Source organism: Neptuniibacter sp. CAU 1671 (genome assembly GCF_029222905.1).
Lineage (GTDB): Bacteria > Pseudomonadota > Gammaproteobacteria > Pseudomonadales > Balneatricaceae > Neptuniibacter.
The window spans coordinates 165,310-192,079 of the sequence record NZ_JARHUE010000001.1; the positions used below are offsets into that span (position 1 = coordinate 165,310).

At 50.4% G+C, this 26,770-nt stretch carries 24 protein-coding genes and 1 riboswitch; of the genes, 11 read left to right on the forward strand and 13 right to left on the reverse strand.

Annotated elements, in window-relative coordinates; all coding sequences use genetic code 11:
• Nucleotides 1-256: 256 nt before the first annotated feature.
• Both P2G53_RS00855 and P2G53_RS00860 read left to right on the forward strand, forming a co-directional pair.
• The gene (locus tag P2G53_RS00855) at nucleotides 257-2,473 is read left to right on the forward strand and encodes an ATP-binding domain-containing protein (RefSeq protein ID WP_275812334.1); all 2,217 of its coding nucleotides are present in this window, start codon (nucleotides 257-259) and stop codon (nucleotides 2,471-2,473) included.
• Nucleotides 2,474-2,478: 5 nt separating this feature from the next.
• Nucleotides 2,479-3,156: a DUF2290 domain-containing protein gene (locus tag P2G53_RS00860; protein WP_275812337.1), complete on the forward strand. Its 678-nt coding sequence runs from the start codon at nucleotides 2,479-2,481 to the stop codon at nucleotides 3,154-3,156.
• Nucleotides 3,157-3,234: 78 nt separating this feature from the next.
• On the opposite strand, the gene P2G53_RS00865 is transcribed toward P2G53_RS00860, so the two are convergent.
• From P2G53_RS00865 to P2G53_RS00875, 3 genes are read right to left on the reverse strand one after another with little or no spacing between them, the layout of a single operon-like run.
• On the reverse strand, nucleotides 3,235-4,248 hold the full coding sequence (locus P2G53_RS00865; protein WP_275812340.1) for an MsnO8 family LLM class oxidoreductase: 1,014 nt from the start codon (nucleotides 4,246-4,248) through the stop codon (nucleotides 3,235-3,237).
• Nucleotides 4,248-4,643, reverse strand: a complete 396-nt coding sequence (locus P2G53_RS00870) for a heme-binding protein (RefSeq protein WP_275812343.1) — start codon at nucleotides 4,641-4,643, stop codon at nucleotides 4,248-4,250. The genes P2G53_RS00865 and P2G53_RS00870 overlap by 1 nt, the downstream gene beginning before the upstream one ends.
• A complete protein-coding gene (locus tag P2G53_RS00875) occupies nucleotides 4,640-6,319 on the reverse strand; it encodes a sigma-54-dependent Fis family transcriptional regulator (RefSeq protein WP_275812344.1) in 1,680 nt (559 codons plus the stop codon). The genes P2G53_RS00870 and P2G53_RS00875 overlap by 4 nt, the downstream gene beginning before the upstream one ends.
• Nucleotides 6,320-6,422: 103 nt before the next feature.
• Here P2G53_RS00875 and P2G53_RS00880 point away from each other — a divergent pair, with 103 nt between their 5' ends.
• Entirely contained in the window at nucleotides 6,423-7,307 is an 885-nt protein-coding gene (locus tag P2G53_RS00880) for a LysR family transcriptional regulator (RefSeq protein ID WP_275812347.1), read from the forward strand.
• Between the two features lie 2 nt (nucleotides 7,308-7,309).
• Here the strand turns inward: P2G53_RS00880 and P2G53_RS00885 are convergent, their stop codons facing one another.
• From P2G53_RS00885 to P2G53_RS00900, 4 genes are read right to left on the reverse strand one after another with little or no spacing between them, the layout of a single operon-like run.
• The gene (locus tag P2G53_RS00885) at nucleotides 7,310-7,897 is read right to left on the reverse strand and encodes a nucleotidyltransferase family protein (RefSeq protein WP_275812350.1); all 588 of its coding nucleotides are present in this window, start codon (nucleotides 7,895-7,897) and stop codon (nucleotides 7,310-7,312) included.
• Entirely contained in the window at nucleotides 7,897-8,919 is a 1,023-nt protein-coding gene (locus tag P2G53_RS00890) for an XdhC/CoxI family protein (RefSeq protein ID WP_275812353.1), read from the reverse strand. Before P2G53_RS00890 ends, P2G53_RS00885 begins: the two co-directional genes overlap by 1 nt.
• Nucleotides 8,920-8,933: 14 nt before the next feature.
• Nucleotides 8,934-11,135 (reverse strand): xanthine dehydrogenase family protein molybdopterin-binding subunit, encoded by a 2,202-nt coding sequence (locus P2G53_RS00895; protein WP_275812356.1) that lies wholly within the window; start codon nucleotides 11,133-11,135, stop codon nucleotides 8,934-8,936.
• Between the two features lie 23 nt (nucleotides 11,136-11,158).
• Nucleotides 11,159-11,617 (reverse strand): (2Fe-2S)-binding protein, encoded by a 459-nt coding sequence (locus P2G53_RS00900; RefSeq protein WP_275812359.1) that lies wholly within the window; start codon nucleotides 11,615-11,617, stop codon nucleotides 11,159-11,161.
• A 197-nt stretch (nucleotides 11,618-11,814) separates the two neighbouring features.
• Between P2G53_RS00900 and P2G53_RS00905 the strand changes: the two genes are divergently transcribed.
• Both P2G53_RS00905 and P2G53_RS00910 read left to right on the forward strand, forming a co-directional pair.
• On the forward strand, nucleotides 11,815-12,696 hold the full coding sequence (locus tag P2G53_RS00905) for an AraC family transcriptional regulator (RefSeq protein WP_275812361.1): 882 nt from the start codon (nucleotides 11,815-11,817) through the stop codon (nucleotides 12,694-12,696).
• An 85-nt stretch (nucleotides 12,697-12,781) separates the two neighbouring features.
• Complete coding sequence (locus P2G53_RS00910) at nucleotides 12,782-13,204, forward strand: organic hydroperoxide resistance protein (protein ID WP_275812364.1); 423 nt, start codon at nucleotides 12,782-12,784, stop codon at nucleotides 13,202-13,204.
• Nucleotides 13,205-13,242: 38 nt separating this feature from the next.
• Here P2G53_RS00910 and P2G53_RS00915 read toward each other — a convergent pair whose 3' ends face one another.
• Complete coding sequence (locus P2G53_RS00915) at nucleotides 13,243-14,091, reverse strand: methyltransferase (RefSeq protein WP_275812368.1); 849 nt, start codon at nucleotides 14,089-14,091, stop codon at nucleotides 13,243-13,245.
• 137 nt (nucleotides 14,092-14,228) lie between these two features.
• On the opposite strand from P2G53_RS00915, the gene modA reads away from it, so the two are divergent.
• From modA to modC, 3 genes are read left to right on the forward strand one after another with little or no spacing between them, the layout of a single operon-like run.
• Nucleotides 14,229-14,978, forward strand: a complete 750-nt coding sequence (gene modA, locus P2G53_RS00920) for a molybdate ABC transporter substrate-binding protein (protein WP_275812371.1) — start codon at nucleotides 14,229-14,231, stop codon at nucleotides 14,976-14,978.
• 9 nt (nucleotides 14,979-14,987) lie between these two features.
• Entirely contained in the window at nucleotides 14,988-15,689 is a 702-nt protein-coding gene (modB, locus tag P2G53_RS00925; RefSeq protein ID WP_275812374.1) for a molybdate ABC transporter permease subunit, read from the forward strand.
• Complete coding sequence (gene modC, locus P2G53_RS00930) at nucleotides 15,686-16,774, forward strand: molybdenum ABC transporter ATP-binding protein (RefSeq protein ID WP_275812377.1); 1,089 nt, start codon at nucleotides 15,686-15,688, stop codon at nucleotides 16,772-16,774. The genes modB and modC overlap by 4 nt, the downstream gene beginning before the upstream one ends.
• A gap of 20 nt (nucleotides 16,775-16,794) precedes the next feature.
• Here modC and P2G53_RS00935 read toward each other — a convergent pair whose 3' ends face one another.
• The 4 genes from P2G53_RS00935 to P2G53_RS00950 all read right to left on the reverse strand — a co-directional run bounded on the left by P2G53_RS00935 (nucleotide 16,795) and on the right by P2G53_RS00950 (nucleotide 20,676).
• Entirely contained in the window at nucleotides 16,795-17,367 is a 573-nt protein-coding gene (locus tag P2G53_RS00935) for a hypothetical protein (RefSeq protein WP_275812380.1), read from the reverse strand.
• Between the two features lie 9 nt (nucleotides 17,368-17,376).
• Nucleotides 17,377-18,075 (reverse strand): HupE/UreJ family protein, encoded by a 699-nt coding sequence (locus P2G53_RS00940; RefSeq protein WP_275812383.1) that lies wholly within the window; start codon nucleotides 18,073-18,075, stop codon nucleotides 17,377-17,379.
• A 130-nt stretch (nucleotides 18,076-18,205) separates the two neighbouring features.
• Entirely contained in the window at nucleotides 18,206-18,973 is a 768-nt protein-coding gene (locus P2G53_RS00945; RefSeq protein WP_275812386.1) for a general secretion pathway protein GspB, read from the reverse strand.
• A gap of 2 nt (nucleotides 18,974-18,975) precedes the next feature.
• Nucleotides 18,976-20,676, reverse strand: coding sequence for an ExeA family protein (locus P2G53_RS00950; protein WP_275812388.1), 1,701 nt, complete (start codon nucleotides 20,674-20,676; stop codon nucleotides 18,976-18,978).
• A 254-nt stretch (nucleotides 20,677-20,930) separates the two neighbouring features.
• Between P2G53_RS00950 and P2G53_RS00955 the strand changes: the two genes are divergently transcribed.
• The 3 genes from P2G53_RS00955 to P2G53_RS00965 all read left to right on the forward strand — a co-directional run bounded on the left by P2G53_RS00955 (nucleotide 20,931) and on the right by P2G53_RS00965 (nucleotide 25,392).
• Complete coding sequence (locus tag P2G53_RS00955; RefSeq protein WP_275812391.1) at nucleotides 20,931-22,307, forward strand: sigma-54 dependent transcriptional regulator; 1,377 nt, start codon at nucleotides 20,931-20,933, stop codon at nucleotides 22,305-22,307.
• Between the two features lie 160 nt (nucleotides 22,308-22,467).
• Entirely contained in the window at nucleotides 22,468-22,659 is a 192-nt protein-coding gene (locus P2G53_RS00960; protein WP_275812394.1) for a hypothetical protein, read from the forward strand.
• Between the two features lie 316 nt (nucleotides 22,660-22,975).
• Nucleotides 22,976-23,055: riboswitch (cyclic di-GMP riboswitch) on the forward strand.
• A 60-nt stretch (nucleotides 23,056-23,115) separates the two neighbouring features.
• Nucleotides 23,116-25,392 carry an Ig-like domain-containing protein gene (locus tag P2G53_RS00965; protein WP_275812397.1) on the forward strand — a complete coding sequence of 759 codons (2,277 nt, stop codon included), beginning with the start codon at nucleotides 23,116-23,118 and terminating at the stop codon, nucleotides 25,390-25,392.
• 59 nt (nucleotides 25,393-25,451) lie between these two features.
• Here P2G53_RS00965 and P2G53_RS00970 read toward each other — a convergent pair whose 3' ends face one another.
• Complete coding sequence (locus tag P2G53_RS00970) at nucleotides 25,452-26,693, reverse strand: hypothetical protein (RefSeq protein ID WP_275812400.1); 1,242 nt, start codon at nucleotides 26,691-26,693, stop codon at nucleotides 25,452-25,454.
• Nucleotides 26,694-26,770 lie beyond the last annotated feature (77 nt).

The following is a 26,770-nucleotide window of genomic DNA, read 5'->3' on the forward strand; positions in this document are numbered from 1 at the left end:
CCCTCCGTTTTTTCACCCGGCATTTGCCGGGTGTTTTTTATTGTTTAGTAGCTGGGACGAGTAAATTGGCATCAAATCGGCTAAAAAATGAAAAAATTGTCAAATATATGCATAACCATATCAATAACGACAGGACTCAAAAAACACACAGGTTATTGAAAAATAATAAAATTCACAACAACATTAGCCTCCTTAGCCAAACTCCAAAAATGATATAGAATACGAGATCAATAGGATCACACTAAGGACAGTAGCAATGAGCATGCAGTTTCTTCCTGGTTCACTTGAAATCGATAATGACCCCTATGACCTTGAACTGTGGGAACATCTATCGAATTTGCTTGCAAAACAGGAAGGTTATTGTGCATACAAAATTCCAGTTCTCGGTACGACTTCATTATCCGAAGTTCCTACTTTTGTTGTCGTAACAAAAGAGTCCGGTATTTTTCTGATTGATATATGTCATGAAAAAGTAGTGGGTTTTGAGGAAGATGGACGTGTTTGGAGAACTGTTGATTCCGTAACGTATTCACGGGATATAGTCCTAGAGCTTTACAAAGATGAAATTGAAAGCAGACTTAAGAGATCACCAAATCTTTACAGTAGGAAATATAAAAATCAAAAAGTTCCAGTTAATTGTTTGATTATCTTTAGGGATAATTCACCCGATGAACTAGAAAAAATCAATTACAACGATTATGTTTATTCAGAAACAACTACTCGTGAGTCCTACTCAAAAGATCTCGCAAAGTTTTTCACCGATAATCATGCTTGGGACGGAACAGATCAACAGTTTGATGATATTCTTAGTCTAATTGAGGGGACATGGGGTTATAGAGACCTTTCTGAAACTTACGATAAAGCTAAACAACCATCGACAATCAATGATTTCATTCAACTTTCTTTGCAAAGAACTTTTAAACAAGACGAAGCTCAACGCCAAGTATCTATGCAAATACCAAATGGACCTCAACGAATAAGGGGTCTAGCAGGTACAGGAAAGACCGTAGTTTTATCTCTTAAAGCTGCACTGACTGCTCTTCGCTTCAAAGATTTTAAAATTTTGTATCTTTTTAACACGCAAAGTTTGTATCACACTATTGGCAAACAAATTGGAGATTATTATGCCAAGGAATCCAAGTCCAGCCTACCCTCTGGTGTTATAGATATACTTCATGCTTGGGGAGGTAAAACTTCAGGGGAAGGGTTATATTCGAAAACTTGCGCTGATTATGGGATAACACCACTTACTTTAAGAGATGTTAGAGGAAGCAATGATGCTCTCTCTGCAATTTATAAAGATCTAGACAATAAAATTGGGGATAATATCACCCCTATATATGACATGGTTTTGATAGACGAGGCTCAAGATTTTCCGAACGAAGTTTTTGAAGTTGTATATAAGCTCACGAAAAACCCAAAAAGAATCGTAGTCGCATATGACGATTTTCAGTCATTAAAATCAATAAAAATTCGTGAATTTTACGAACTATTTGGAACGCATAAAGATGGGACACCTAGGTTTAGCCAAGATGCACTAGAGGGCCAATATGTAGGAGGGATAGATAAAGATTTCGTTTTACCCAACTGTTATCGTAATCCCCGTAATATTTTAATGATAGCTCATGGTATTGCTTTAGGAATTGCTAGAAAAGGTGGTGTTGTTGACAGTGTAGATAGAGCATCAGACTGGAAAGCTCTTGGTTATCAGATTAATTCTCCTAAATCAAAAAGCACTTTTTCAGCTGGTGATGAAATTGAGGTTGAAAGACTGTCTAAAAACAGTACGAACTTATTAGAGAATCTACTCACTGAACAATCAAAACTGCCTAACAAATTGATTCAAATAGAAAAATTTAATACAAGGGAAGAAGAAGCTGATTATATTTCAAATAAGGTTTACGACTTAATTGAAAACCAAGATGTAAAGGCTCATGACATATTTGTTATAGCAATTGACACAAAAAATTCAGAGAATTTCTTAAAAGATATACGATCCAAGCTTAACAGTGTTGGTATAAAATCCATTATGCCAGGATTTGTTGAATCAAGCAGACATTTCTTTGAGCAAGATTGCGTAGTACTTACTACTCCATTCAAGGCAAAAGGCAACGAAGCCAATATCGTTTTTGTAGGAAATTGTGAGCAGGTAGTGCAAGATACAACTTTCCGCAAACGAAACTCTTTTTTTGTATCAGTAACTAGATCTAGGGGCTGGTGCTATGTTTCCGGCATTCAAGATGCAATGAACACCTTGTTAGCAGAAATTAATAAAATACAGTCTGAATTACCTAAATTTAAATACATAAGACCAAGTGACAATCAAATTGCCAGAAGGAGACTTATACTTTCCAAGTCTGATTCCGGGAGTGAATTAGCCCTAGAAAATCTGAATAAGCTTGTTGAAGAGAACCCTGAACTTTTAATAGAGCATTTAGAGCAACTAAAGTTCAACATAACAAGGGAAAGCTAATTTAAATGGATTTTAATACAGTAAAAAGAGGATTGGATAATATATCATCTTTATACTCATCAATGTTATTGGAAGACAATTTCTTAGCACATGAAAAAATCGTCAGCTGGAAAGGCCATCGACCAGGAATTTTAAAAAACATAGTCTACGCAGCCGAATATCAAAAATTACTCGACGAAAAACAGTACAGTTTTCTTTTAAAGGATAACTCATTTTTTCAATTCTATTATGAATGGAAAGACGAAAAAATCAAATCAGCAAGACTTTGCTACTATCCGGCACCAGTGAAGATTAATGGAACTCTTGATAATCTAAGAGAGCTTGCTGAAGAAAGTGGAATTGACTTAATTCAAGAAATATATTTCGGAGCAGAAACTTGGGTAGATTTAGGCATTGATGTTGTTAATACGTCACATATTCGGCTTGACTATGACTCAAATGTAACGTCTCACTCAAAATGCCATTTACAATTTGCTTCCTTCAACTGCTTCAGAATTTCTAGTTCAGTATTACTAAACCCATTTATTTTTTTTGAATGGATATTCATGCACATAAATACCGGCGCTCAAAAAGAAATATCCAATAAAAAAACTTATCCTAGCATTGCAAAAGTCCACTACAGAAAGAACTCTGAAATTGATGTTTTAGAAAAAGGACTCCCTATGCTTAGCATTAAAAAATGAAAAAACCACCCCAAATAATTTATTTTCATTCAAGACCTCATTAAATATAGGTTATTATACGTAATGATGATTTGCATTTTATTCTTTAAATATCTTCGCTAACAACCGATAACTTTCGCAGCGTTTGGCAAAGTCCCAGGTTACGGCGACGATCAGTGCTTCTTCCACATCGTAGTAACCCGCCTGTTGTTCCAGCTTTTCACGACATTGCATCGGCGTGCCTGTGATCATCGAATCGCGGGTTTCTTCGAAATATGCCTGATCAGAAACAGGGAGTTGTTTTACCCGGTCCAGACAGATTTCGGGCGGTAATAAACCCTCGCGAATACCATGACGAAACGCCAACACTTTCCAGTAGGCGTGGCTGGCGGCCAGATGCCGTGCCTCTTCTGCGGTGTCGGCACAGATTACCGCATTGGCGATCATCGCCGCCGGTGCTTTGAGTGGGCTTTTGCTGCGTCCTTTAAACTGTGCGCAATAGTGACGAATGATCTCGGCAGAACGATGTTCAGTCCCGATAAACAGAGCCAGCACAAAACCCAGCCCATAGTGCGCGGCCATCTCAACACTGCCGCTGCCGGAGCCTAACGCCCAGACCTGAGGCACTGAGCCACCCTCTGGCGTGGTAGTCAGTTCACGCCCAGCAATGCCTTCAGCGGCTCCGTCCAGAAAGGCGATCAACTGCTCTACCCGGTCAGGAAAGATTTCAGCCCCGGTGGGGCGCCACGGAAACGCCAGCGCCTGACTTGAGAGGTCACTGCCACCGGGGGCACGGCCAAAACCAAGATCGATCCGGCCGGGAAAAAAGGCTTCCAGCGTGCGAAACAGTTCAGCCACGCGGTAGGGACTGTAATGGGACAGCATCACCCCACCGCTGCCAACACGAATCTTGTCAGTGGCGGCGGCGATACGGCCAATCACCATTTCAGGACAACTGCTGGCATAGCTTGGCGTAGCGTGATGCTCAGCGATCCAGTAGCGATGGTAGCCCTGCGTATCCGCAAGTTGCGCCAGCGCAACGGCATCGTTCAGTGCGAGAGCCTGGGTTTTGCCGTTATGGACCGGTACCTGATCAACAATACTTAACTTCATTAAGGTGTTTCCAGAATTCCGGCCGCTGCGGCTGCAATGGCATGGTCCTGCTCTGCCGAGCCACCGGATATGCCAATGGCACCGATTAACTGATCGAACTTCTGCAGCGGCAGACCGCCCGGAAAACCGATCAGGCCACCGTTGGTTTCAGCCATGCCAGTGAGGTTTTCATCGCGCATCAGCTGACCAAACACCCCGGTCGGAATTGGGAATAGCGCTGCGGTTCTGGCTTTTTTAATCGCCACATCCACAGAGCCCTGAAAACTGTTATCCATGCGAATAAAACCGGTTAACAGACCGGCACTGTCGGTGACCGCGATACAGACCGTGATCTTAAATTCAGTGGCCTGCGCCACGGCGGCCTCAATCAGTTGTTCTGCCAGGGCAGCGTTCATGCAGTTTGCTCCATTTTTTTCAGTCGATAGGCCAGTGTCGGACGGCTGATTCCCAGCACCCGGGCCGCCGATGAGATATTGCCGCGCCCCTGCTCCAGGGCATGTTCGATCAGACGCTCTTCTATGGCGTCCAACGAGCCACATTCCGCCAGCGCCTGATCAATCCAGTCTGACGCCGGCTGTGGCTCATTAATCGCCGTTGCTTCTATCAGGCGACCCTCAACAGAAACCACCTGACTGAAATCAGAATCAAAGCCGGGAAACAGTGATTTGGCACTGATCGCTTCACCATGGTCGGTCAGGATCAGGCCCCGTTCGATCAGGTTTTCCAGTTCCCGGACATTGCCAGGCCAGGCATATTCGCGCATCGCTTTCTGCGCCATATCACTCAGGCCAGACACCCGTTTGTTGTAATAGGCCTGATACTTTTCCAGAAAGTGTTCAATCAGCACCGGAATGTCTTCCTGACGCTCACGCAGCGGGGGAATATGGATTGGATATACATTGAGGCGGTAATAGAGATCCGCCCGGAAGCGCCCGGTCTGGATCGCCTCTTCCAGCGACTCATTGGTCGCGGCGATGATACGCACATTGACTGCACGGGTCTGGGTATCCCCCACCCGCTCCAGTTCGCCTTCCTGGATAACACGTAACAGGGATGCCTGTGCCCGGGGGCTGAGCTCGATCACCTCATCCAGAAAAATGGTGCCACCGTGGGCACGTTCAAATTTACCTTCCCGGGTATGGGTGGCACCGGTATAAGCGCCCTTGTTGACACCGAACAGCTCCGCCTCAATCAGATCCGGTGGAATCGCCGCGCAGTTAACCGCGACAAAGGGCTGCTCTCTGCGTTCGCTGGCATTATGAATACCCTGCGCCACCAGCTCTTTACCGACACCGGTTTCACCCAGCAGCAGTACACTGACATCCCCCTCAGCCGCCCGGGTCGACATGCTACATACATGTCGGTAGCCCGCGGATTTACCCCGCAGGTTGCCGAGTGTGGGTGCTGAATCAACCTTGTGACGCAATACCGAGAGCTGAGACTGCAACTCATACAGTTCTTCAATGATCGGGCTGCTGACAAAATATTTACGATACTGATCTGCATCCTCCCAGGCGTCTGCCGGACGGCCGACCAGATGACAGGTCTCATGGCCACAGGCACGGCAGGAAGTTTCTTTGAACAGGATTTCCTGGCCAAGAATGTTGCTGGTAAAAGCACTGGCATGCCCCACCAGACTCCAGCAGCCGGGTTCGTCGATCAGACCCAGCTCGGTTCTGAACATCTCGGCTTCATAGGATTCAGATAACCGGTACTCCGCGATAAATTCATGCACTGGTTCGATATGCAGACGGTCCTGCTCAATGCGCACCATGCCCTTGAGGCTGTCGAGTGCAAAACCGGCTTTCAGCAGTTCAAGTGGGGAGGCATTAGGAAACAGACGTCGGGCCAGTAGTGCATCTTTCTGGCCAAGGCTGTAGCCAAGGCGCATAAAAAATCCTTTAGCCCGTTCAAGGCCAACGGTTTCTATCACCTCTTTTCGGAAAGTAGCCAGGGCGGCCATTTGCAGCATGACCATGCGTTGTTCACCGAACCAGACAGTGCCATCCCGTTTCTGAAAACGGATCTGGTGACTCAGGGCAGGCTCGTCGATGTGCAGGTGGTGACTCATTATTATTCCCCCGCGGAGTTAGACGGCCATCAGTCTATTTGATTTCATAAACAGAATTTAGTATCTAAAATGGAAGTCAAAATCCCATTTATGGAATTGATAAATGAACTATCAGGATCTTTATCTGTTTATTCGCATTATGGACAGGGGCAGCTTCAGCGCTGCAGCGGACAGTCTGGGCATGCCGCCCTCTACCCTGAGTCGCCGGATGCAGCAGTTTGAAGAATCGCTGGGGGTTAAATTACTGCATCGCAATCCACGGCATATTGCCCTGACCGAGGCCGGTGAAAAGTTTTATGCTCGCTGTCAGCCGCTGTTTGATGAGCTGGACACCAGCCTGCAATCCATTGAAGGCGAACTCTCTTCGCCCACAGGCCTGCTTAAAATCACCGCGCCGGTCGCACTCGCAACCGAACTGCTGGATGACTGGTTTTTTGAATTTATGCAGCAGTATCCGGGTATTCGACTGCAACTGATTCTGAACAACCGCAATATCGACCTGCTTGAGGAGGGTATTGATCTGGCGTTCAGGATTGGCGATATCACCCTGCAGGACTGGGTTCGGCGCCCGCTGTTTACCTCTCAGTTTCATCTCTGCGCCAGCCCAACATTTATTGAAAGATTTGGCCTGCCCGAACACCCCGGTGAACTAGAACGTTTCCCGCTGATTGTGACCGCGCGCTCGCCGCAGTGGCAGTTCCGAGATGCCGAGGGCAATCTGGTTCAGTTAACGCCGCAGGGACATCTGCATGTGGATGAGTTACGCACCGCCGCCAATGCGGTGTTACAGGGTATCGGCCTGGGCAATTTACCGCGGTATGTGATCAAGCAGCATCTGAGCAGTGGGGAACTGATTTCAGTGATGCCTGACTGGAAACCACTGGGCCGGGAAGTACAGATGCTCTATCCGCACCGAACCTATATGCCGCTGAAGGTGAAACTGCTGGTGGAATTTATTATGGAGAAAACGCGCAGCCTGAAACTCTAGTGTCAGACGGACGCCTGTAAACGCCAGAGGTCCAGATCAGTCTGGGTATCAATATCAATCGCCGCATGTTCAAGCGCAACTGTGATGACCGGTTCATCTGGATTATTCAACAGCGACCTGGCCCCCTGATCACCCGTTAACTGTTTCAGTTGGGCAAAATAGCGTTGCGGGAAGATCGCGGGTACACCCCGACGACCGGAATATTCAGCACAGACCATGTTTTCCCCGTTGAACTGCTGCAGCAAAGCCTGCAGATCGGCAGAGTGCAGCGCGACCTGATCCGCCAGCAGCACCAGCAAACCATCATAACGCTCAGCCAGTTCATTCACCGCAAATGCCAGTGAAGCACCCAGTCCCTCATTCCATTGGGGATTGAATAGCAAGTTGACGCCGGGATGAGACGCTAACAGCGTGCGTATTTCAGCATCCCAGGCACCGGTGACAATATATACAGGGCCCGCGGCAACGCGCTCAGCAGTCGCCAGCGTATGCTCTAACAAACACCGGCCATTACCTAATGGGGCCAGTAATTTGCAGCCTTCAAAACGGCGGCTTTCACCGGCCGCGAGGATAAGAGTAGCGATACCCATCAGCCGGTCAGTATCCCACTGATTGAGTGCCCGGTGCCCTGCTCCAGCATGGCCTGACACTCTGCCAGGATCGACAGTGCGATTGTCTCCGGTAACTGACCACCCAGATAAAGCCCTGCGGGTCCGGCAACCGGTGTGCGTAAACGATCAACCGTGACGCCAGCCCGCTCAAGTACCTGCTGTTTACGATTGACCGGACCCAGTAAAGCCAGATAGCTGAGTGGATAATCGCCCAGCATGCGCAGCACTTCAGCATCCATGGAGATGTTATGGGTCATCAGTACCGCGGCATGAACGGTTTCCTGCCGGGCATACTCGATCAACTCGTGTACTGGCACACTGAGCAGGGTATCTGCTGTGCGGAAATATTCCTTGCGACCATTGGCCGGGCGCGGGTCCCACACCGTCACCCGCCAACCCAGCTCATGTGCAATGGCGGCCATCGGTCTGGCATCAATGCCGCCCCCTGCAATTAACAGGTGCGGCGGTGGTGTCACCGGTGTTTTCAGCCAGTTGCCCTGCTCTGTAATCATCAACTCGCCGGACTGGCGGCTGTAGTTCACACAGCTGGAGGGGTTCGCTTCAAAACGTGCTTGCACCAACCCTTTCTGATCGGGAATGGATTGAAAATAGTGACCACTGCCATGGGCCATCAAACAGCGGTACACCTCTGTCAGTTCCAGATAGTGATTCGCGGCATAGACCGGCTGCAGCAGAATATGCACGGTTCCGCCACAGCCGATGCCCAACTGAAAGGAGATGTCGTCTTCATCCGTGCCATCGTAGGAGATGGTGACGGCACGCCCTTCAAGGCTCACTTTGCGGGCATGGCGATGGATATCTGATTCCAGACAGCCACCGCTGAGCATACCCAGTTGCTGACCTTCGCTGCCAAACAGCATCATCGCACCCGCCTTCCGATAAGCAGGCCCTTCCGTGCGATAAACGGTGCCCAGCACCCAATCGCACTGATCTCGCTGTGGATACCACTGGCTCAGCAGACCAAGCAGATGATTTGACATCAGCAAAGCCCCGGTCAGGCCTTAACGGCGTCAGGCTTGATCGGCAGCTGGTAAAACCGCTTACCCGTCGCGGCTGCCAGTGCATTAGCGACCGCTGGCGCCAATGGCGGCACACCCGGTTCACCCACACCGGTTGGCGGTTCAGCCGACGGCACAATAAACACCTCAACCCTGAGCATATTATTGATCCGTGCCACCTGATAATTGTGATAGTTGGTCTGATCAACCTTACCGGCCGTCAGGGTGATTTCACTGTTGATCACCGGCCCCAGACCAAAGCCGATACAACCTTCCATCTGCGCTTTAATCACATCTGGATTGACGGCAACGCCACAATCCACCGCGCAGACAACACGCTCAACCTTATACTGGCCATTCGGCTGTACAGACACCTCGGCCACCTGAGCCACATAGGAATGGAACGATTCATGTACCGCCACTCCCCGTCCCCAGCCTTCAGGTAACGGCGCGCCCCAGTTGGCTTTCTCTGCCGCCAGCTTGAGCACACCCTGCCAGCGCGGGTGTTTTTCCAGTAGCTGCATTCGCAGTTCAACCGGGTCCTGCCCCAGTTGGCTGGCCAGCTCATCCATAAAGGTTTCAGCGGCAAACGCGGTATGGGTACTACCGACAGAGCGCCACCACTGCACCGGCACCTGTTTTTGGGTGGTGGTGAGTTCTACCTGCAGATTGGGAATGGCATAAGGCAGATTGGCGGCGCCTTCAACGGAGGTACCATCAATGCCATCTTTAATCAGGAACCCTTCAAAGGCACTGCCTGCAACCACGGACTGACCAACAATGTGCTGCTGCCAGGCCACAATTTTGCCCGCTTCATCCAGACCGGCCTGCAGACGGTGCACATAGATAGGACGGTAATAGCCCGCCAGCATGTCATCCTCCCGGCTCCAGACCAGTTTCACTGGCGTGCCCGGCTGAGTTTTAGCGATGTTTACCGCCTCAATCAGATAATCGGATTTTGGGTTGGCACGACGACCAAAACTGCCGCCCGCAAACAGCATGTTCATTTTGACCTGTTCGGGTTTGATATTAAGCAACCCGGCGATGGCCATCTGATCACCAGTATGGAGCTGTTCGCCGTTCCAGATTTCACAGCCCTGATCGGTCACTAACGCAACACAGTTAAGGGGTTCCATGGCTGCATGCGCCAGATAAGGGAAGGCATAAGTGGCCTCAATCGTCCGGGGTGCTGCAGCCAATGTGGCAGCAACATCACCTTCGGAACGGGCGACCAGTCCTGACTTCAAGGCCAGTGCTTTGTACTCGGCAATGATTTCATCACTGCCCTGAGTCATGGCTGCAGACTCATCCCACTCAATCTGCAGCAGCTCCCGTGCTTTTTTACCGCGCCAGTAATCAGACGCCACAACCGCCACGCCTTCCGGAATCTGCACAACGGATTTCACACCTTCGGCTGCCAGCGCTTTACTGGCATCAAAACTTTTTACTGTGGCGCCAAACCGGGGTGGATGTGCCACCACCGCCGTCAGCATGCCTTCAATCTGAATATCCTGGGTAAAGATCGCCGTGCCGTCGGTTTTGCCCACATCTTTACGGGTAACCCGTTTGCCGATCAGTTTAAATTGCGACGGCTCTTTCAGAACCACAGATTCAGCGTCCGGTACAGGCAGTTTTGCTGCCGCGTCTACCAGTTCACCAAACTGCGCTTGTTTACCGCTGCCCGCATGGCTGACGATACCATTACTGACCCTAATCTCGGAGACTGGCACCTGCCAGCTGTTGGCCGCTGCCTGCACCAGCATCGCTTTTGCGGTGGCACCGGCTGTGCGCATCTGCATATAGGCATTGGCGATGGCTGAACTGCCACCCGTGCCCTGAAACTCACCCCAGAGCAGGTTGTTATAGCGTTTTGCGTCCGCCGGTGCCGGTGCAGCATGAATCTGCGCCCAGTCGGCATCCAGCTCTTCAGCCACCAACGTGGCCAGACCGGTATAGGCCCCCTGCCCCATCTCCAGATGTTTCATCAGCACCGTGACCTGACTGTCTTTATCGATACTGACAAACGCATTGGGGGCGAAATCACCGGCGCTGTTTGTGGCAGCAGCTGTTTCACCGGCAAGCGCCATCCGGGTGGAAAAACCCAGGGTCAAACCGGCACCGACGCCGGTCATCAGTTTCAGAAAATCACGACGATTGGCCTGCAGAATCGGCTGATCATGAAAATACATACGACGCATGAAAATATCCCTCTAATCGTGAATTAACTGATCAACTCAGCAGCATGTTTGATGGCACTGCGAATCCGCACATAGGTGTTACAGCGGCAGATATTGCCGGACATGGCCGCATCGATGGCCGCATCATCCGGCTGTGGTGTTTTTTCCAGCAGCGCAATGGCCGACATGATCTGGCCCGATTGGCAATAACCACACTGGGGTACCTGATGCTCATTCCAGGCCTGCTGAACCGCCTTCGCCACCGGAGAGGCCAGCCCTTCGATCGTGGTGATTTTTTTGCCTTCGGCAAACTGTGCCGGGGTGGAACAGGACCTGACCGGCTGACCGTCCAGATGCACGGTGCAGGCACCACACATCGCCATACCACAACCAAACTTGGTGCCTGTCATCTGCAGGCTGTCTCGGATGATCCATAACAGTGGAGTATCGGGTGTGACGTCAACGGTCTGATCAACACCGTTTATATTCAACGTTACCGGCATAGTGGGCTCCCTTTTCTGGCGGCAGTGGGGTCTTTGAAGATTGTTAGCTATAAATAGTGGCCGCTTAGCCCGGTAAGCGTTATCGAAATAGTCCTTTTTGTTTGCACAAAACTCCGAAACAACCACCTGTATGTGTGTAAATTAGCCAACTGATGACATAATTCTCTGAAACCATTGCAGACCGTGCGGAGATAAATATGCCTTTTAAGTCTAAACTGGCGCACTCCATTGACCGTTTCGCACAGGAAGAAGGGGCCAACGAAACACCAATTGAAGGCCTGAAACTCTACCGGGCACGCAACAATGTGCCACGTCAGCCTGTGGTGTATAAACCCTCCATCTGTGCGCTGGTTCAGGGCCATAAGCGGGTCTATCTGGGCGATCAGTGTTACACCTACGACCCCAACCATTACTTGCTCAATTCACTGACCCTGCCCATTGAAGCTGAAGTCAATGACACCAGTCCTGAGCAACCCTATCTGGGACTCAGTCTTGAAATAGACACCAGCATGGTCAGCCAGCTGATGCTGCAGATGGATGCCTACAACCCGGCGGTACAACCCGCCAAACGGGATAATATTCTGGCGGCAGCCCCTCTCACCAGTCACCTGCTGCACTGTCTGGACCGTCTGGTGGGCATGATTGAATCACCGCAGGATTACGAGATTCTGGGCGAACACATCAAACGTGAGATTTACTATGAGGTGCTGAAGGGACCGCAGGGCGCTTTATTGCGTAACTGCGTCGCGAATCACGGTGGCGCCGTGCGCATCGCCTCGGTGATTCATTACATTGAAGCCAATTTTGACCAGACACTGGATATCGACACCATCGCCAGCGTGGCCCAGATGAGCCCGTCGGTGTTACATGAGCAGTTCAAAGCCTACACCTCGTTTTCGCCGATGCAGTTTGTGAAAAATCTGCGCCTGCACCAGGCACGCACAATGCTCTGCAGTGGCACCAAAGCCAGTGAAGCCTGTTATAAAGTGGGTTACAGCAGCCCCTCTCAGTTCAGCCGCGAGTTCAAGCGACTGTTTGGCCATTCACCCCGTGATATACAGCTACAGATGGCCAGCTAAACCGTTATGCAACTTGCCAATATGACACTCAGCGACTAGACGTTACTAGCATACTAAGCGTGGTTAATAACAATAAAGGTGTCTCATGAAAGCAGTTTACACAGCCTCGGTTACGTCCAGTGGTGGACGTGAGGGTCGCTCCGTCTCTTCTGATAAGCGTCTCGATATTAAGCTCAGCACGCCCGCAGAAATGGGGGGTGATGGCGGCCCTGGCACCAATCCGGAACAGCTCTTTGCGGCGGGTTACTCGGCCTGTTTTATCGGTGCGATGAAATATGTCGCCGCTCAGGAAAAACTCAAGCTACCCGCTGAACCTGAAATCACCGCCAGCGTCGGCATTGGTGAAAATCCCAAAGGAACCGGTTTTGCGATCTGCGTGACAATGGAGATCAGTGTGGTGGGAATGGAAACAGAGCTGCTTAAAGATCTGGTGGATAAAGCCCATCAGGTCTGCCCTTACTCCAATGCAACCCGGGACAATATTGATGTTGATCTGATTCTGGTTTAAATCTGTGCCGGGGCTAACCCGGCACATACCTTCTGGGATTATTCAGGCTTAACAAATTTCAGCGTCATACGGTCACTTTCGCCTATCTTCAGGAAATCCTCTTTGCCTTCATCACCGCCCCGCAGTGTTGGCGGTAGGCTCCAGACGCCATTGGGATGCATTGTGCTATCTGCCGGATTGGCGTTGACCTCCGATTGGGCCAACAGTCTAAAACCTGCCTGTTCTGCCATCCGCACCACAAACGAGGTATGCATATAGCCGCTGGCTTCCATATCCCCGGCCGGACGTGATTCTGGCAGGCGATGCTCGACCACGCCTAAAATTCCACCCGGTTTTAACGCGCGGTAAAACGCCTGGAACGCCGCCAGTACCCGTGCTTCGCCACCCCCACGCATATACCAGTTATGCACATTTCTGAAGGTCAGCACCTGGTCCGCACTCCCTTCCGGGGCAATATCAACATACTCAGGTGGATTAAAGGTGGTGACCTCCACCGCGCTGTAAAGCTCAGGCTGCGCATTGAGTTTATCGATAAACTGCTGGCGCGAATTACGGAAAAATGCAGCGGAGGAATCGGCATTAAACTGCGCCGCATAGAATTTCCCCTCGGCTTTAAGGTAGGGTGCAAGGATCTCGCTATACCAGCCTTTAGCGCCGGGCCAGATCTCAACCACCGCCATGTCAGGCTGTAGCTCAAAAAATTCCAGCGTTTCTTTAGGATGACGGTAGATATCCCGGCTTGATGAAGGGGCCCGATGCTCATTCTGAATAACATCCATCAGCGTTTCAGAAGCAACCGCCGGAGTAATCACCCCTGCAGCACTCATCAACAGGGCCAATCCCAACGTGTGGATTTTATGACTGTATTTTTGCCTCAGTGTATTCATGTAGCATCCTTTGTTGCTGATTAGTAATAGTCTTTTACTGATTTCACTTACTAAATACGCGGTTGGAATCGATCATTAATATGAGATGATAGTCGCTGTAACAGCCCCAATCCTCTGAGTAAATGATCTGTTTCACTATGTCCCTGCGCCCTATTCTGACAATGCTGCTGCTTTCGATCGCTTCTGCCTCACAGGCTGAACAGGTCTATGTGGCTGTCGCAGCAAATTTTTCTGCCCCCATGAAGCAACTTGCGGAATTGTTTGAACAGCAAACCGGGCATCAGGTTCATATTTCTGCAGGTGCTTCTGGAAAATTATTTGCGCAGATTCAGCAGGGAGCACCCTTCCAGCTGTTTTTTTCCGCCGATCAGACAAAACCTGCCACGCTGGAATCATTAGGGCTGACCGTACCTGATTCACGTTTCACCTACGCTATTGGCACCCTTGCCCTGTGGACGCCAACACCGGGGCTGGAAATGACCGCAGCTACACTTAAAACCGCTGAGTTTAACCATCTGGCGTTGGCCAATCCCAAACTGGCACCCTACGGCAGTGCTGCCATTGTGGTGCTTGATCAGTTGAATCTGGTGCGTCAAACCCAGCGCAAGTGGGTAATGGGTGAAAATATCAGTCAGACCTATCAGTTTGTCAGCACAGGCAATGCGGAGTTCGGGTTTGTCTCACTCTCGCAGATCCTGTTTAATGGCAAGGTAAAGGAAGGTTCGGTGTGGGTTGTGCCGCAGCATATGTATCCTGAAATTCGTCAGGATGCCGTGCTGCTGAAGTCGGCGGCTCAACACCCGGCTGCAAATGATTTTTTAGCGTTTATCAGATCGGCGGATGGCGCCGGTGTGATTCAACAATACGGTTATATCACGCCTGAGTAATCGAACATCATGATTCTGTCTGAAGCAGATATCTCTACGCTCTGGCTGACCTTACGGCTGGCTTCAGTCGTCACGCTGATTCTACTGCTTATTGGTACCCCTTTGGCCTGGTGGTTATCGCAAACCAGCTCCCGCCTGAAAGCCCCGATCAGTGCGCTGGTCAGTTTGCCGCTGGTGCTTCCACCCACCGTCATCGGCTTTTATCTGTTACTGGCCATGGGGCCAAATGGCTGGCTAGGTCAGCTCACGCAATCGATAGGACTAGGTACCCTGCCGTTTACTTTCTGGGGACTTGTGGTTGCGTCGGTGTTTTATTCCCTGCCCTTTGTGGTGCAACCGATTCAGAACGCGATGGAAGCGATGGGGTCACGCCCGCTGGAAGTGGCCGCAACGCTCAGGGCCGGACCAGTGGATCGGTTTTTTACCGTCACCCTGCCTCTGGCAAGACCCGGTTTTTTAACCGCCGCCGTGCTCGGCTTTGCCCACACGCTGGGGGAGTTTGGTGTGGTACTGATGATTGGCGGCAACATTCCGAATGAAACCCGCGTGGTCTCTGTGCAGATATACGACCATGTGGAATCTCTGAATTATGCGCAGGCACACAGCCTGGCAGGCCTGATGGTGGCAACCTCGTTTGTTATTTTGCTGACACTCTACCTGCTGCAGGCGCGCGGTAAGGCCGTGCCTTCTCTTGTGGGCAGTAAACGATGAATAACCAGATCAGGGTCAGTTGCCAGTTAGACCGCCGCACTATGGCCGGATCGGGTTTTTCATTATCCGCAGATCTAACCCTGCCAGCAGAGGGTATCACGGTGATTTTTGGCCCGTCGGGCTGTGGCAAAACTACCCTGCTGCGCTGTATTGCCGGTCTGGATCTGGCTGAAGATGCAGAAATCGTTGTTCAAGATACCATTTGGCAAGACCACAAGCGTTTTCTACCTGTGCACCAGCGCAAGCTGGGCTATGTGTTTCAGGAGGCCAGCCTGTTACCTCATTTAACAGCCGGAGGTAACCTGCGTTACGCCGCCAAACGCTCAGGCAAACCCCAGCCCGAACTCTGGGATCAGGTCGTGAACCTGTTATCCCTTGGCACTTTACTTGAACGTAAACCTGATCAGCTTTCCGGAGGTGAACGCCAGCGTGTTGCGCTGGCCCGGGCGCTGCTGTCACAGCCCAGCCTGCTGCTGATGGATGAACCGCTGGCCTCGCTGGACCTGCCCCGTAAACAAGAGATCCTACCCTATCTGGAACAACTGCGCAGCGCTTTCAAAATCCCGGTGATCTATGTCACCCATGCCATGGACGAAGTAACCCGCTTAGCGGATTATCTGGTACTGATGGATCAGGGAGAGATACAGGCTGCAGGCCCTGTCGAAGAGGTGTTAAGCCAGCCCAGCCTGGCCGCTTTTTTTGGTGATGAAACCAGCGTTGTGATTTCAGGCTGTATTGCGCAACGTGATCCCCAGTGGGGGCTGATGAAAGTCACGTTTGCAGGGGGCGATATCTGGATTAAGGATACTCACCAAGCGCTGGGTGATAGCGTTCGTCTGCGAGTTTTAGCGCGAGATGTCAGTCTGAGCCGAAGTGAAGACGTAGACAGCACGATACAGAATCGCTTGCGGGTAAGTCTGGTTGAAATCAGCGACACTCCAGATGCTTCAACGGCCATGTTGAGGCTGAAATGCGGGGATGTTCAAATCCTGGCCAGAGTCACTCAGCGGGCTATATCCAGCCTTGATCTGAAACTCGGTGAGCAACTCTGGGCCCAGATTAAAACCGCGGCTGTGACGTATTAAGTTAGCCCAGCAAATAGCATTCAGGGCATGTAGAGAGAGTCGTAAAACCCTTTCAATGTCAGGGTAATGGTTACCGGCTCTGCAGAACGGTTTTCCCAGTACCATCCATGTTCACCCGCAAAAGAGGCCTGGAATACACCGTGTGCCTCTGCGCGGGCATCCTCCATCCAGTAACGGGTGAAATCATCAGACGCAGCGTTAGGCTTCTGGCCATGCATGTCAAAATGAACCACGGCGGCACCCTCTGCCTGCCACTGATACACAAAGCCGTCACCCACTTCCATGATTGCTTTAAGTTCTGCGCCCTGTCCCGGCATCAGTACCAGTTGTGAGCGATCTTCGCGCCAGGCACTGCTGACCTCAACCTGATCCAGTTGCGCCTGAGACTCGATCACCACTTCAGCCGCCGCTGCGGGCTGGCCTAAAGTAAGCAGGCCCAGCTTTTCACCCAGCCCGGAGGGATCTTTGCCAAACTCAGCCGGCATCACCGCAACCAGCAAAATAATACCCGCCACCAGAGCTGCGCCCAGGGTTGTAACACCAAGCTGACGTGAGGTTGGTAACTGATCGTTTAGTTCTGAAATATCATGCATAAAATCACCTTAAACCGCGGTCAGATAACCGGTCAGTTGATACATCGCCAGTAAAAAGCCTGCACATAACAGCACAGTGTTCGCGGCGTACGCCTGACGTACAAAAACGGGCCGTTTACGCCAGATATCCATCAGCAGCACAATCCAGACAAGTGCAAGTAACTGCCCGATTTCAACACCGACATTAAAGGCCACCAGATTTACCAGTAATCCCTCTTCCGGCAGTTGGAAGTCCTGCAGTTTTGTCGCAAGGCCAAAACCGTGAAACAACCCGAAAAACAGCACCGCGCCTTTTTGATTTGGAGTGAAACCAAACCAACGCTGGAAAGCGCCGAGATTATCCAGCGCCTTATAGGCAACCGAAAGCCCGATGATGCAATCAATAAGATAGGCATTCAGGCTGATTTTAGTCAGCACACCGGTCAGCAGAGTAATGCTGTGTCCCAGAGCAAACAGCGTGACATAGATGCCTACATCCCTCAGCCGGTAGAGAAAAAACACCACCCCGGCAAGAAATAACAAATGGTCATAGCCGGTGACCATATGTTTAGCCCCCAGATAGACAAAGGGTAAGAAGGCAATGCCATCGACACTCTGCAGATAGGCTGCATCACTGCTGGCGACGCCGTGAGCGAATACCATTGTAGGAACACTGAGCAGCAGCAGAATAAACAGGCGGATTGAGCCTTGTGCGGTAAGTACAGGCATATACAACTTATTCTAGAAGACGTTATTTGTTACGCCGTTAATAGGGGGCCGGATTACAACACCCATACTGTGAGACGCGGATAGACGAGTCTAACGAAAGCTTTTCCTAATATAAAGGAGGTGGGGAAACCTAACGGGTCCTGCGCCAGAAGCGATTATCACGGATTGACATAATGACACCGTCAGGCGTGATGGTTTCCAGCACCAGATTCTTCTCAATCCGGTCGCCCTGTCGGTAGGTTGTATTATTGATGCGTACCATTCGCGAACCGGGCTGCTCAGCGTAAATATGAACACTGATATTCAGATCTGGCAGTTCATTCTGCAGGCTGGCCGATAGCTGGCGCTGATGCGGTATACCGTCGTAATAATCAACTTCCGCGCTTGTAGCTGGGCTTGTAGGTGCGGGCTTACTGTTCACAGCAAACACATTCGAGGCTGTTGTTTTTGCAGGTGTTGCCACATCCGTCGGTACTTTCTGCTCGACTACAACCCTATTCTCAGCCGCTGATGGTGTCTGAACTGACTGTTTTGTTTGGGCAACAGCATCCGCCACCGGAGCAGTATCCAGCTGTATCCCTTTCAGGGCATCCAGAGCATTGGTTTTGGGTTGGGATGGCGTTTTATTCTGTTCGACAGGCGCCTGAGCTTCCGGCACATTAACTGTCACCGATGGCGAAACCGTTTTCGCTTCAGGTTGCTCAGCGTCCGAAAAACCATAAAAAGCGATCAGCAACACAATCAGCACAAGTGCCAGCAACACACCGAAGTACCGCAAGTACCGACGGTCTGAACTGACTGGCCGGGTTGGAAATTCTGGTTGAGTCTGGAGATCAGGAACGCCGCCTTTTTGCCGGTCCTGATCTGAACGTTTGAGTGCATCCAGTATGTACGACATCGCTATTTCCCTGCAGCCAGCGTATGCAAAAGAGGCAGGCTGGAATCCGTGTGGGTATTGATCTGAATAATGGTATTCGGTCCCACTACACCATCAGGAACCAACCCCTGGCTGGACTGGAACCGTCTGACCTGGCGGACCAGACTGTCATCATAGATCACCGGTGGTTCGCTGAGAGGAGAGCGCCCTTGTACTGTCGCCAGATTCCGGTCCAGCCAGCTTACCATCGGGCCGGTACCGCCGGGTTGGAGAATGCCACTGTAATCCGTTGGTTTACGCCAGAGTACTGCAAACTGCCCCTCCAGCCATAAGGCCAGGTCATCCACACTGACTTTGTGTTTTTCGCCGGCCAGCAACAGTTCAGCCGTGTCATTGTTAAGTGCAGTCAGTGTGACAAAATATTTCTGCCCCTGAGCATTGAACAGAGAGAGCACCGCAGGACGGTTCAGTCTGGAGAGTTCCTCAAGGGTGGAAATAGAATAGAGACAGCGCAGCCCCTTCTCATCCGCAAAACGGCACACACTGGGATTATCGCGGGGATCATAATCAATGCCCCATAGTTTGAGCAGGTCCTGATATGCCGTGATTTGCGTCAGTGCCGCCTGTTCACTGTCGGACCATTGCCAGCTGGCAGGATTTGACAGAGTCACTGGCGTTGGCTCATCGACGACTGGCGCCACGCTTTCCGGCTCAGAAATTGCGGGAACGACCGGTGCTGAAGCGTTGAAATCCGTTGAATCTACCGGTGCCTGTACAAAAGGCAATGCAACTGCCTGCAGATCATCGATCAGCACCTTCCCCTGTGGTGTAAATCCAAGACCAATCAGGGCCAGAATAAACACACTGGCAATTGCCCATTTACTCAGCCCGGCAGATTTTCGCCCCTCATGGGTCGCATCCCCGCCAAACACCTCGTTTGCTGCCTTTCCTAAAGTATGCGTATGCACCTGATTTTCACGTTGCACATAGGTACCGAGCAGCGCGCGGTCACAGACAATATTCACCAGACGGGGAATGCCTTTGGTGAGATGAAATAAACGCTTAATGGTGGCCTGAGGAAAAAGCTGACATTCAACACCGGCAATAGAAAGGCGGTGCGAAATATACCCTGCCAACTCTTCCTGGCGCAGCGCACGCAGATGATACCGGGCCGTTATACGCTGATTGAGCTGTCTGAGTTCGGGCTTATTGAGAAGTTCCAAAAGCTCCGGCTGACCGATCAGAATGATTTGCAGCAGTTTGTGGGTGTTGGTTTCCAGATTTGTTAGTAAGCGGATGGTTTCAAGTACATCCACCGAAAGGTTCTGTGCTTCATCAATGATCAGCACGGTATGGCGGTTTTGACGATAATTCGCGAGTAAATGCTGATTCAGCGCATCCACATACTCTTTCATCTCACTGGCCGGTCCGTAACTGATACCCAGATCATCACAGATTGCCGATAACAACTCTTTAACGCTGTATTTAGGATTAAGGACCAATGCAACTTCAGTGGATTCAGGCAACTGCTCTAACAGGCAACGAGAGACAGTGGTTTTGCCTGTGCCTACTTCGCCGGTGAGCAGAATAAAACCACCATTGCTGCCAACTCCATACATCAGATGCGCCAGCGCTTCCCGGTGTTGTTCGCTCATGTAGAGAAAACGCGGATCCGGTGCGATTGAGAATGGCGCTTCCGAGAGCCCAAAATAGTTGTTGTACATCGTACCTCCCGGTACTGAAGTCGGGTCCTTTATCAAACTCAGTTTACATGCAAATTGTTAATTTCGCGGAACAAAAATGTTAAGCAACAATGTCTTGAAATATTTTATTAAAGTTTTCATTAAAATTTGTTCAACATTTGTACAGTTGTCTTGCGAATGTTTCAGTCGGCAAACAGCGACAGTGACTAATATACAAATATAGCCCCGCCTGTGACGGAATAGGCCGCCGCAGTACTTTGGTCAGGACGGTTACCATGAGTACTGAATTTTCAATCCTTCAGCCGGGTGATACCTCGGTACGCAAAGCGATTTATCTGGACCTTGCCGAGTATCACCAAAACGATATAGACACCTTCGATTTCTCAGATTGGGCAATTGACAGAGTGACCAGTCTGCAACAAGCCAAAGGGCATATTGATCACTACCCCTACCTTGTCGGCATGGTCTACCTGAGCAATTTATCAACCGAACAACATGAACAGATACTCTCGGTAATTAATGCTGATTCAGCTCGTAGCTGGATTGCACTGATAGAACACCGGGATCTGCTGGACAGCCATTTTCGTCGTCTGATTTACGAAAACTTCTATGATTACTTTACCCTGCCCCTCAAGGACAACTTCCGATTTCTGAAAACCGTATTGGGCCATGCCTATGGTGTCGCCTACCTACGCTCACTGGAGCAGGACGCGGTAGAGCAATACACCGAATACAGTGAAATGGTCGGCGCCAGTCAGCCAATCCGGCGTGTATTTGACGGTATTCGCAAAGTCGCCAGCGTTGAGGCGCCTGTTTTGATCAGTGGCGAAACCGGCACCGGCAAAGAGATGGTCGCCCGTGCAATCCACCAACGCTCTGAAATGTGCGACGGACCGTTTATAGCCGTCAACTGTGGTGCCCTGCCCGACACCCTGATTCATGCCGAACTGTTTGGTTTTGAAAAAGGCGCCTTCACCGGCGCCTATAAACGCAAGATCGGCAAGATAGAAGCGGCCCAGGGCGGGACCATTTTTCTGGATGAGATTGGCGATCTGCCTCTCGACCTGCAGGTGTATCTGTTGCGTTTCCTGGAGGAATCAACCATCGAGCGCTTAGGTAGCAACGAAACCCACCAGATAAATGCCCGCGTCATTGCTGCCAGTCATGTCAACCTTGAAGACGCTGTTGAACAGGGATTATTTCGTGAAGATCTGTATTACCGCCTGAACGTTTTGAATATTCAGGTACCGAATCTGGCTGAGCGTTTTGAAGACATTGAACTGCTGGCATATTACTTCTTCCGTAAATTTTCAGAAGAGTACGGTGCCTCTGCACAGGGTTTCACGCGTAAGGCTTTAATCGCGATGAATGGCCACAGCTGGCCCGGCAATATTCGCGAGATGATTAACCGAATCCGGCGGGCACTGGTCATGACTGAGAACCGTCTTATTACGCCGGGCGACTTGGGGCTTGACCCGGAACCCACCTCAGTCGACGTAGTCTCGCTGGATGAAGCGCGCCAGAAAGCCGAAGAAGTGGCGATTAAAAGCTCTTTGCACTACGCCCATAACAATATTTCAAAAACCGCCAAGATGCTTGGCATCTCCCGTGTCACACTCTACCGTCTGATCGACAAGTATGGATTAAAGTGACATCCGGGAAACACTAAAACTGTTGCGTCGAGTTTACAAAATGATTTTTCTACATAAATAACAAGAAAATTAAGTAATTGTAATAAATAAGCTTTTTTATTGTGGCGCAGTCTTTGCGACTAACAACAAGAGACAACCTACATAAAGTGTCAGGTCATTTATGAAAGAGCTTATACCAAAACACCCCCCTGCTGATTCCGATGAAGACACCTCTGGCAAAGTGGTTTCAGCACAGTTTCGTCCGCTTAACAGCCGTAGTGGCCGACGTAGCCATCACCGTAAACACGCAGCGAATGACCCCTTTATTGTCCTCTGGGACGAAATGGAAAACATGTCTCACGATCATTACTGAACTTCCCTTCCTATCTTTAGCTCCTACCAACTCCAGCTTCTTTTCTCCGTATTTCCCTCTTTAGATTTATTTCAAACAAACGCTTGTTTTATTCCACAATTGTATAAGACTTGTACAGTTGTAAATGTTACGATACGCACAGGTTCACACATGAAACATGTTGTTCAGTCGTTTAACAGTCTATTTCGTTAAACACAGGTTTCAGAGAGGTGCGGATACACGGACTATCCAACCCAATCACACACCGACTGTTTAGAACCATAAAGAATTTAAAAATTAATTAGGGTGAGAAAACAGTATCACCCCGATAGATCCTCTTCCGAAACGGCACACCCTGAGTAATCAGGCGTCGCAAAGCTACGGGTCCTTTAGAGTAAGGATGGCCGAACTACCGAAGGAGAGCGTTCCGACTGAGTTTGCGCGTTGGGGATCTTGGCTTAAGTTGCGGAGATTCCCATGAAGATGCGGTTTCCTTTGATTGCTTCCCTCGGCCTGTGCGCCACCCTGACTGCTGCAACCCTCCAGCATTCTGATACTTTGTCCACCAACACCGATGCAACCACTTCAACAAGTGGCAAACTGCTGCGGATCGTTGAAGATTTTGCCGATGGCTCTTACCGTGTTCACAACTATCTGGATACCTCCGAAGGCAAACGTGTATCGCTGGAAGGTGTCGAACTGGCTGACCATCTGGTATCTGGCCAAACCATCACGCTGACTCAAGCGGAAGCCGATGAAGGGATGCTGGCCGTTGCAGCGGACAGCTTAATCAAAGTCATGGGTGCCACCGGTGGTGAGACTTCAGGCACTGCAGGTGTTCTATCCGGCACGCTTGGCGAGAGACGTGTCGCCGTTTTTCTGGTCAACTTTCAGGACCAGCCCGCCGACAAGCCCTGGACCTCTGCTCAGGTTGCAGCCAACGTGTTCGGTAATGTTGACAACTTTGTGCGGGAAAACTCCTACAACCAGACCTGGTTGAGTGGCGATGTGTATGGCTGGTTTACTGTACCCGTTGATGGTTATGGCACCAGCTGCCCTTCAAACTATGATGACCTGGCACTGGATATGGCCGCAGCATCAGGTGTAGATCTGAATGCTTTTGATCATTTTATTTTCATGCTGCCCCCTGGCGGCAAGTGCAGCACCAACGCTGGCACCATCGGTGGCAGCCCGTCCAGAACCTGGATTAGCTCGGCACTGGATACCCGCGTAGTGGCACATGAGTTTGGTCACAACCTGGGCCTGTACCATGCCCACGCTCTGGACTGTGTCGGTGATACAGAGACCACCAGCTGTTCATCCCTGATCTACGGTGACTTCCTGGATATCATGGGCAGTCAGATGGGGCATATGAATGCGTTCAACAAAAGCCGCTTGGGCTGGCTGGATTATGGTGTTTCCCCAGCAATCACTACAGTAATCAGCTCTGGTACCTACCAAATTTCACCTATTGAAAGTGATACTAACGAGGTTAAGGCACTGCGAATTCCGCGCGGCACCGATGCGACGGGTGCTCAGCGTTGGTATTACCTGGAATACCGTCAGCCAATCGGTTGGGACACCACTCAATTTGAAACCGGCATGTATAAATACCCTGAAAACATTGCGAATGGGGTCATTATCCGTTCGGCAATCGAGGGGAATGGTAACAGCAGCTACCTGCTGGATATGACGCCTGAAACTGTCACTGTTTTGCCTGGCTTTGACCTCTATGATGCAGCGCTTGAAGTCGGTCAGAGTTTCACTGATACCGACAACGGTATCACTATCAGTGTTGTGGCAAATGATGCTCAGAGCATCACCGTGGCTGTTGAAGTCACTGATGCACCCGCGCCAAGCAACACAGCCCCCGTCGCTCAGAATGACACTGCCGCCACCGCTGCAAATACAGCCGTCACTATTTCCGTTCTGAGTAATGATACCGATGCCGACGGCGATGCATTAAGCATCACTGGCACCAGCGGTGTTAACGGCACTGCCAGCATCCAGAGTGGCAAGATTGTCTTCACCCCTAACAGCGGTTTCAGTGGTGTGGAAACCTTCAGTTACAGCATCAGTGACGGCAAGGGAGGCAGTGCATCTGCTAATGTCAGCGTCAGTGTTGCCGCCGCCAACAATGCGCCGGTTGCAGTGAATGACGCGGCCTCTACCGAAAGCGGTAGCAGTGTCACTATTGCAGTATTGGCAAACGACTACGATCTGGACGGTGACTCCATCAGTATCACCGGGACCAGCGGTGTGAATGGCACAGCGGTCATCAGCGGCGGTAATATTATCTTCACACCAAGCGCAGGTTTTAGCGGCACTGAAATCTTCAACTACAGCATCACTGACGGCCAGGGTGGCTATGCAACGGGTTCCGTCTCCATCAGTGTCAGCGCTGCGTCGAATACTGCACCGGTTGCGACTGATGATCTGGTCACTATCAGCAGTAAAACCAGCATTACCATTGCGGTTCTAACCAACGATTCAGATCCAGAAGGCGATGCGCTGAGCGTGGCAAGCTTTACCCAGGGTCGATATGGTTCAGTGTCCCGCAGTGGTAATCAGTTGATCTACACCCCGGGTAAACGTTTCAAAACCAGTGACACCTTTACCTACACCATCAGTGACGGCAGTCTGTCTGCAACCGCCTCAGTCAGCATTGAACTGAGTAGCAGTGGCACTACCGATGGTGGCTCTACTGACAGCGGCACCACCTCTGGCGGTAAAGGCAAAGGACCGAATAAATAAGCGAAACCGTTAATAAAAAGGGCACCTTCAGGTGCCCTTTTCTATTTCAGCCGTTCTGCTTATTCCGGAGGAAGCAGGAACGGATTGTCATCAGGGTGAGGACAGGCTGATGGCAAATCGGGGTTATTTGAGTAACAGATTGAACAATGTGCATCATCTGAATCAAACACTGGAGTACCCGAGAAGACACCGGACGCTGTGACACCTGCTGTATTACTGAAAAGTGCTTCAGGTGAAGCCAGCAAATCAGCCAATACGGTGTAGACGGAATAGGAAATATCACCGTCATTCCACATCAGCGTATCGCCTGTTGGGGCTGCCGGGAAGTAGCAGAGTGATAACGGATAGTTTGCACCCGGTACCAGATTTGGCAGCGCCATTGGGCTATCCAGAGCCACTGTATCAGTCAGCGATACATTGGTCAGGGTTTCATCTACACCGGTGTTGGTCACAACGATATCGACACAGGCCTGAACACCCAGGATAGTGCCGCCGTCATGGGCAACTTCGACCAGACGAATCATCGGATCACCGCACTCTTTAGTGATCGCTATAGATGGCGGAGCATTATCAGGACAGGTAGCGTTTGCATTGTCACTGACTGAAGGTTCATGGGCAAACTCGGTATCCGCACTGACTGTCACTTCGTTATAGCCACTGCCAGGTAACGGAGAAGCCACGGTACAATCAACACTGATCACAGCCGATGCGCCTTCTGCCAGGCTGGCGGGAACATTGGTGATACTACAGCCAGCGATAGATTCATTAACGTTAAAACCACTCAGAATACCATCACCGGTATTGGTCACAGTTACATCGTAGTGATAAGTCGCACCACCTACACCACCATCAATCAGCTGCGGTGCACTTGGACAATCTTTTTCCACCATGATGTCAGGATCACCCGGGAAATAACAAAATGAGATATGGCTCAAGCCACTGTTTCTACCGTTGTTAGGATTGACGGGGGAATGCAGATTACCGTCAGCAGTAAGACCGGTTCCCTCATAGTCATAGAGGTTACCCCCAATCGGACCGCCCTTTACAAAGATACCCTGTATCGAGCCGTTAAAATTTGACCACGAAAAGGTATTGTTTGGCCCCAGTACAATGTCCACCCAGTCATTTGCTAGATATTGATCCGGGCTGAGTTTAACCTCAAGCAGACCTTCAACACCTGGCATCAGATCACTACAGGTCAGGTTGCCTTCATAGACCGTCGGAGTGATGTTACCCGGCACGGTCGGTGTTCCGGCATACTCCTGAAGGTGTCCAAAGGCGTAAATTGATGTGCTCCACATTAAAGCCAGAACGGCACCGGCTATGCCCAGGCCGCACCGCTTAATGCAAGCACCCCATCTGTTTTTATTAAGCAGGG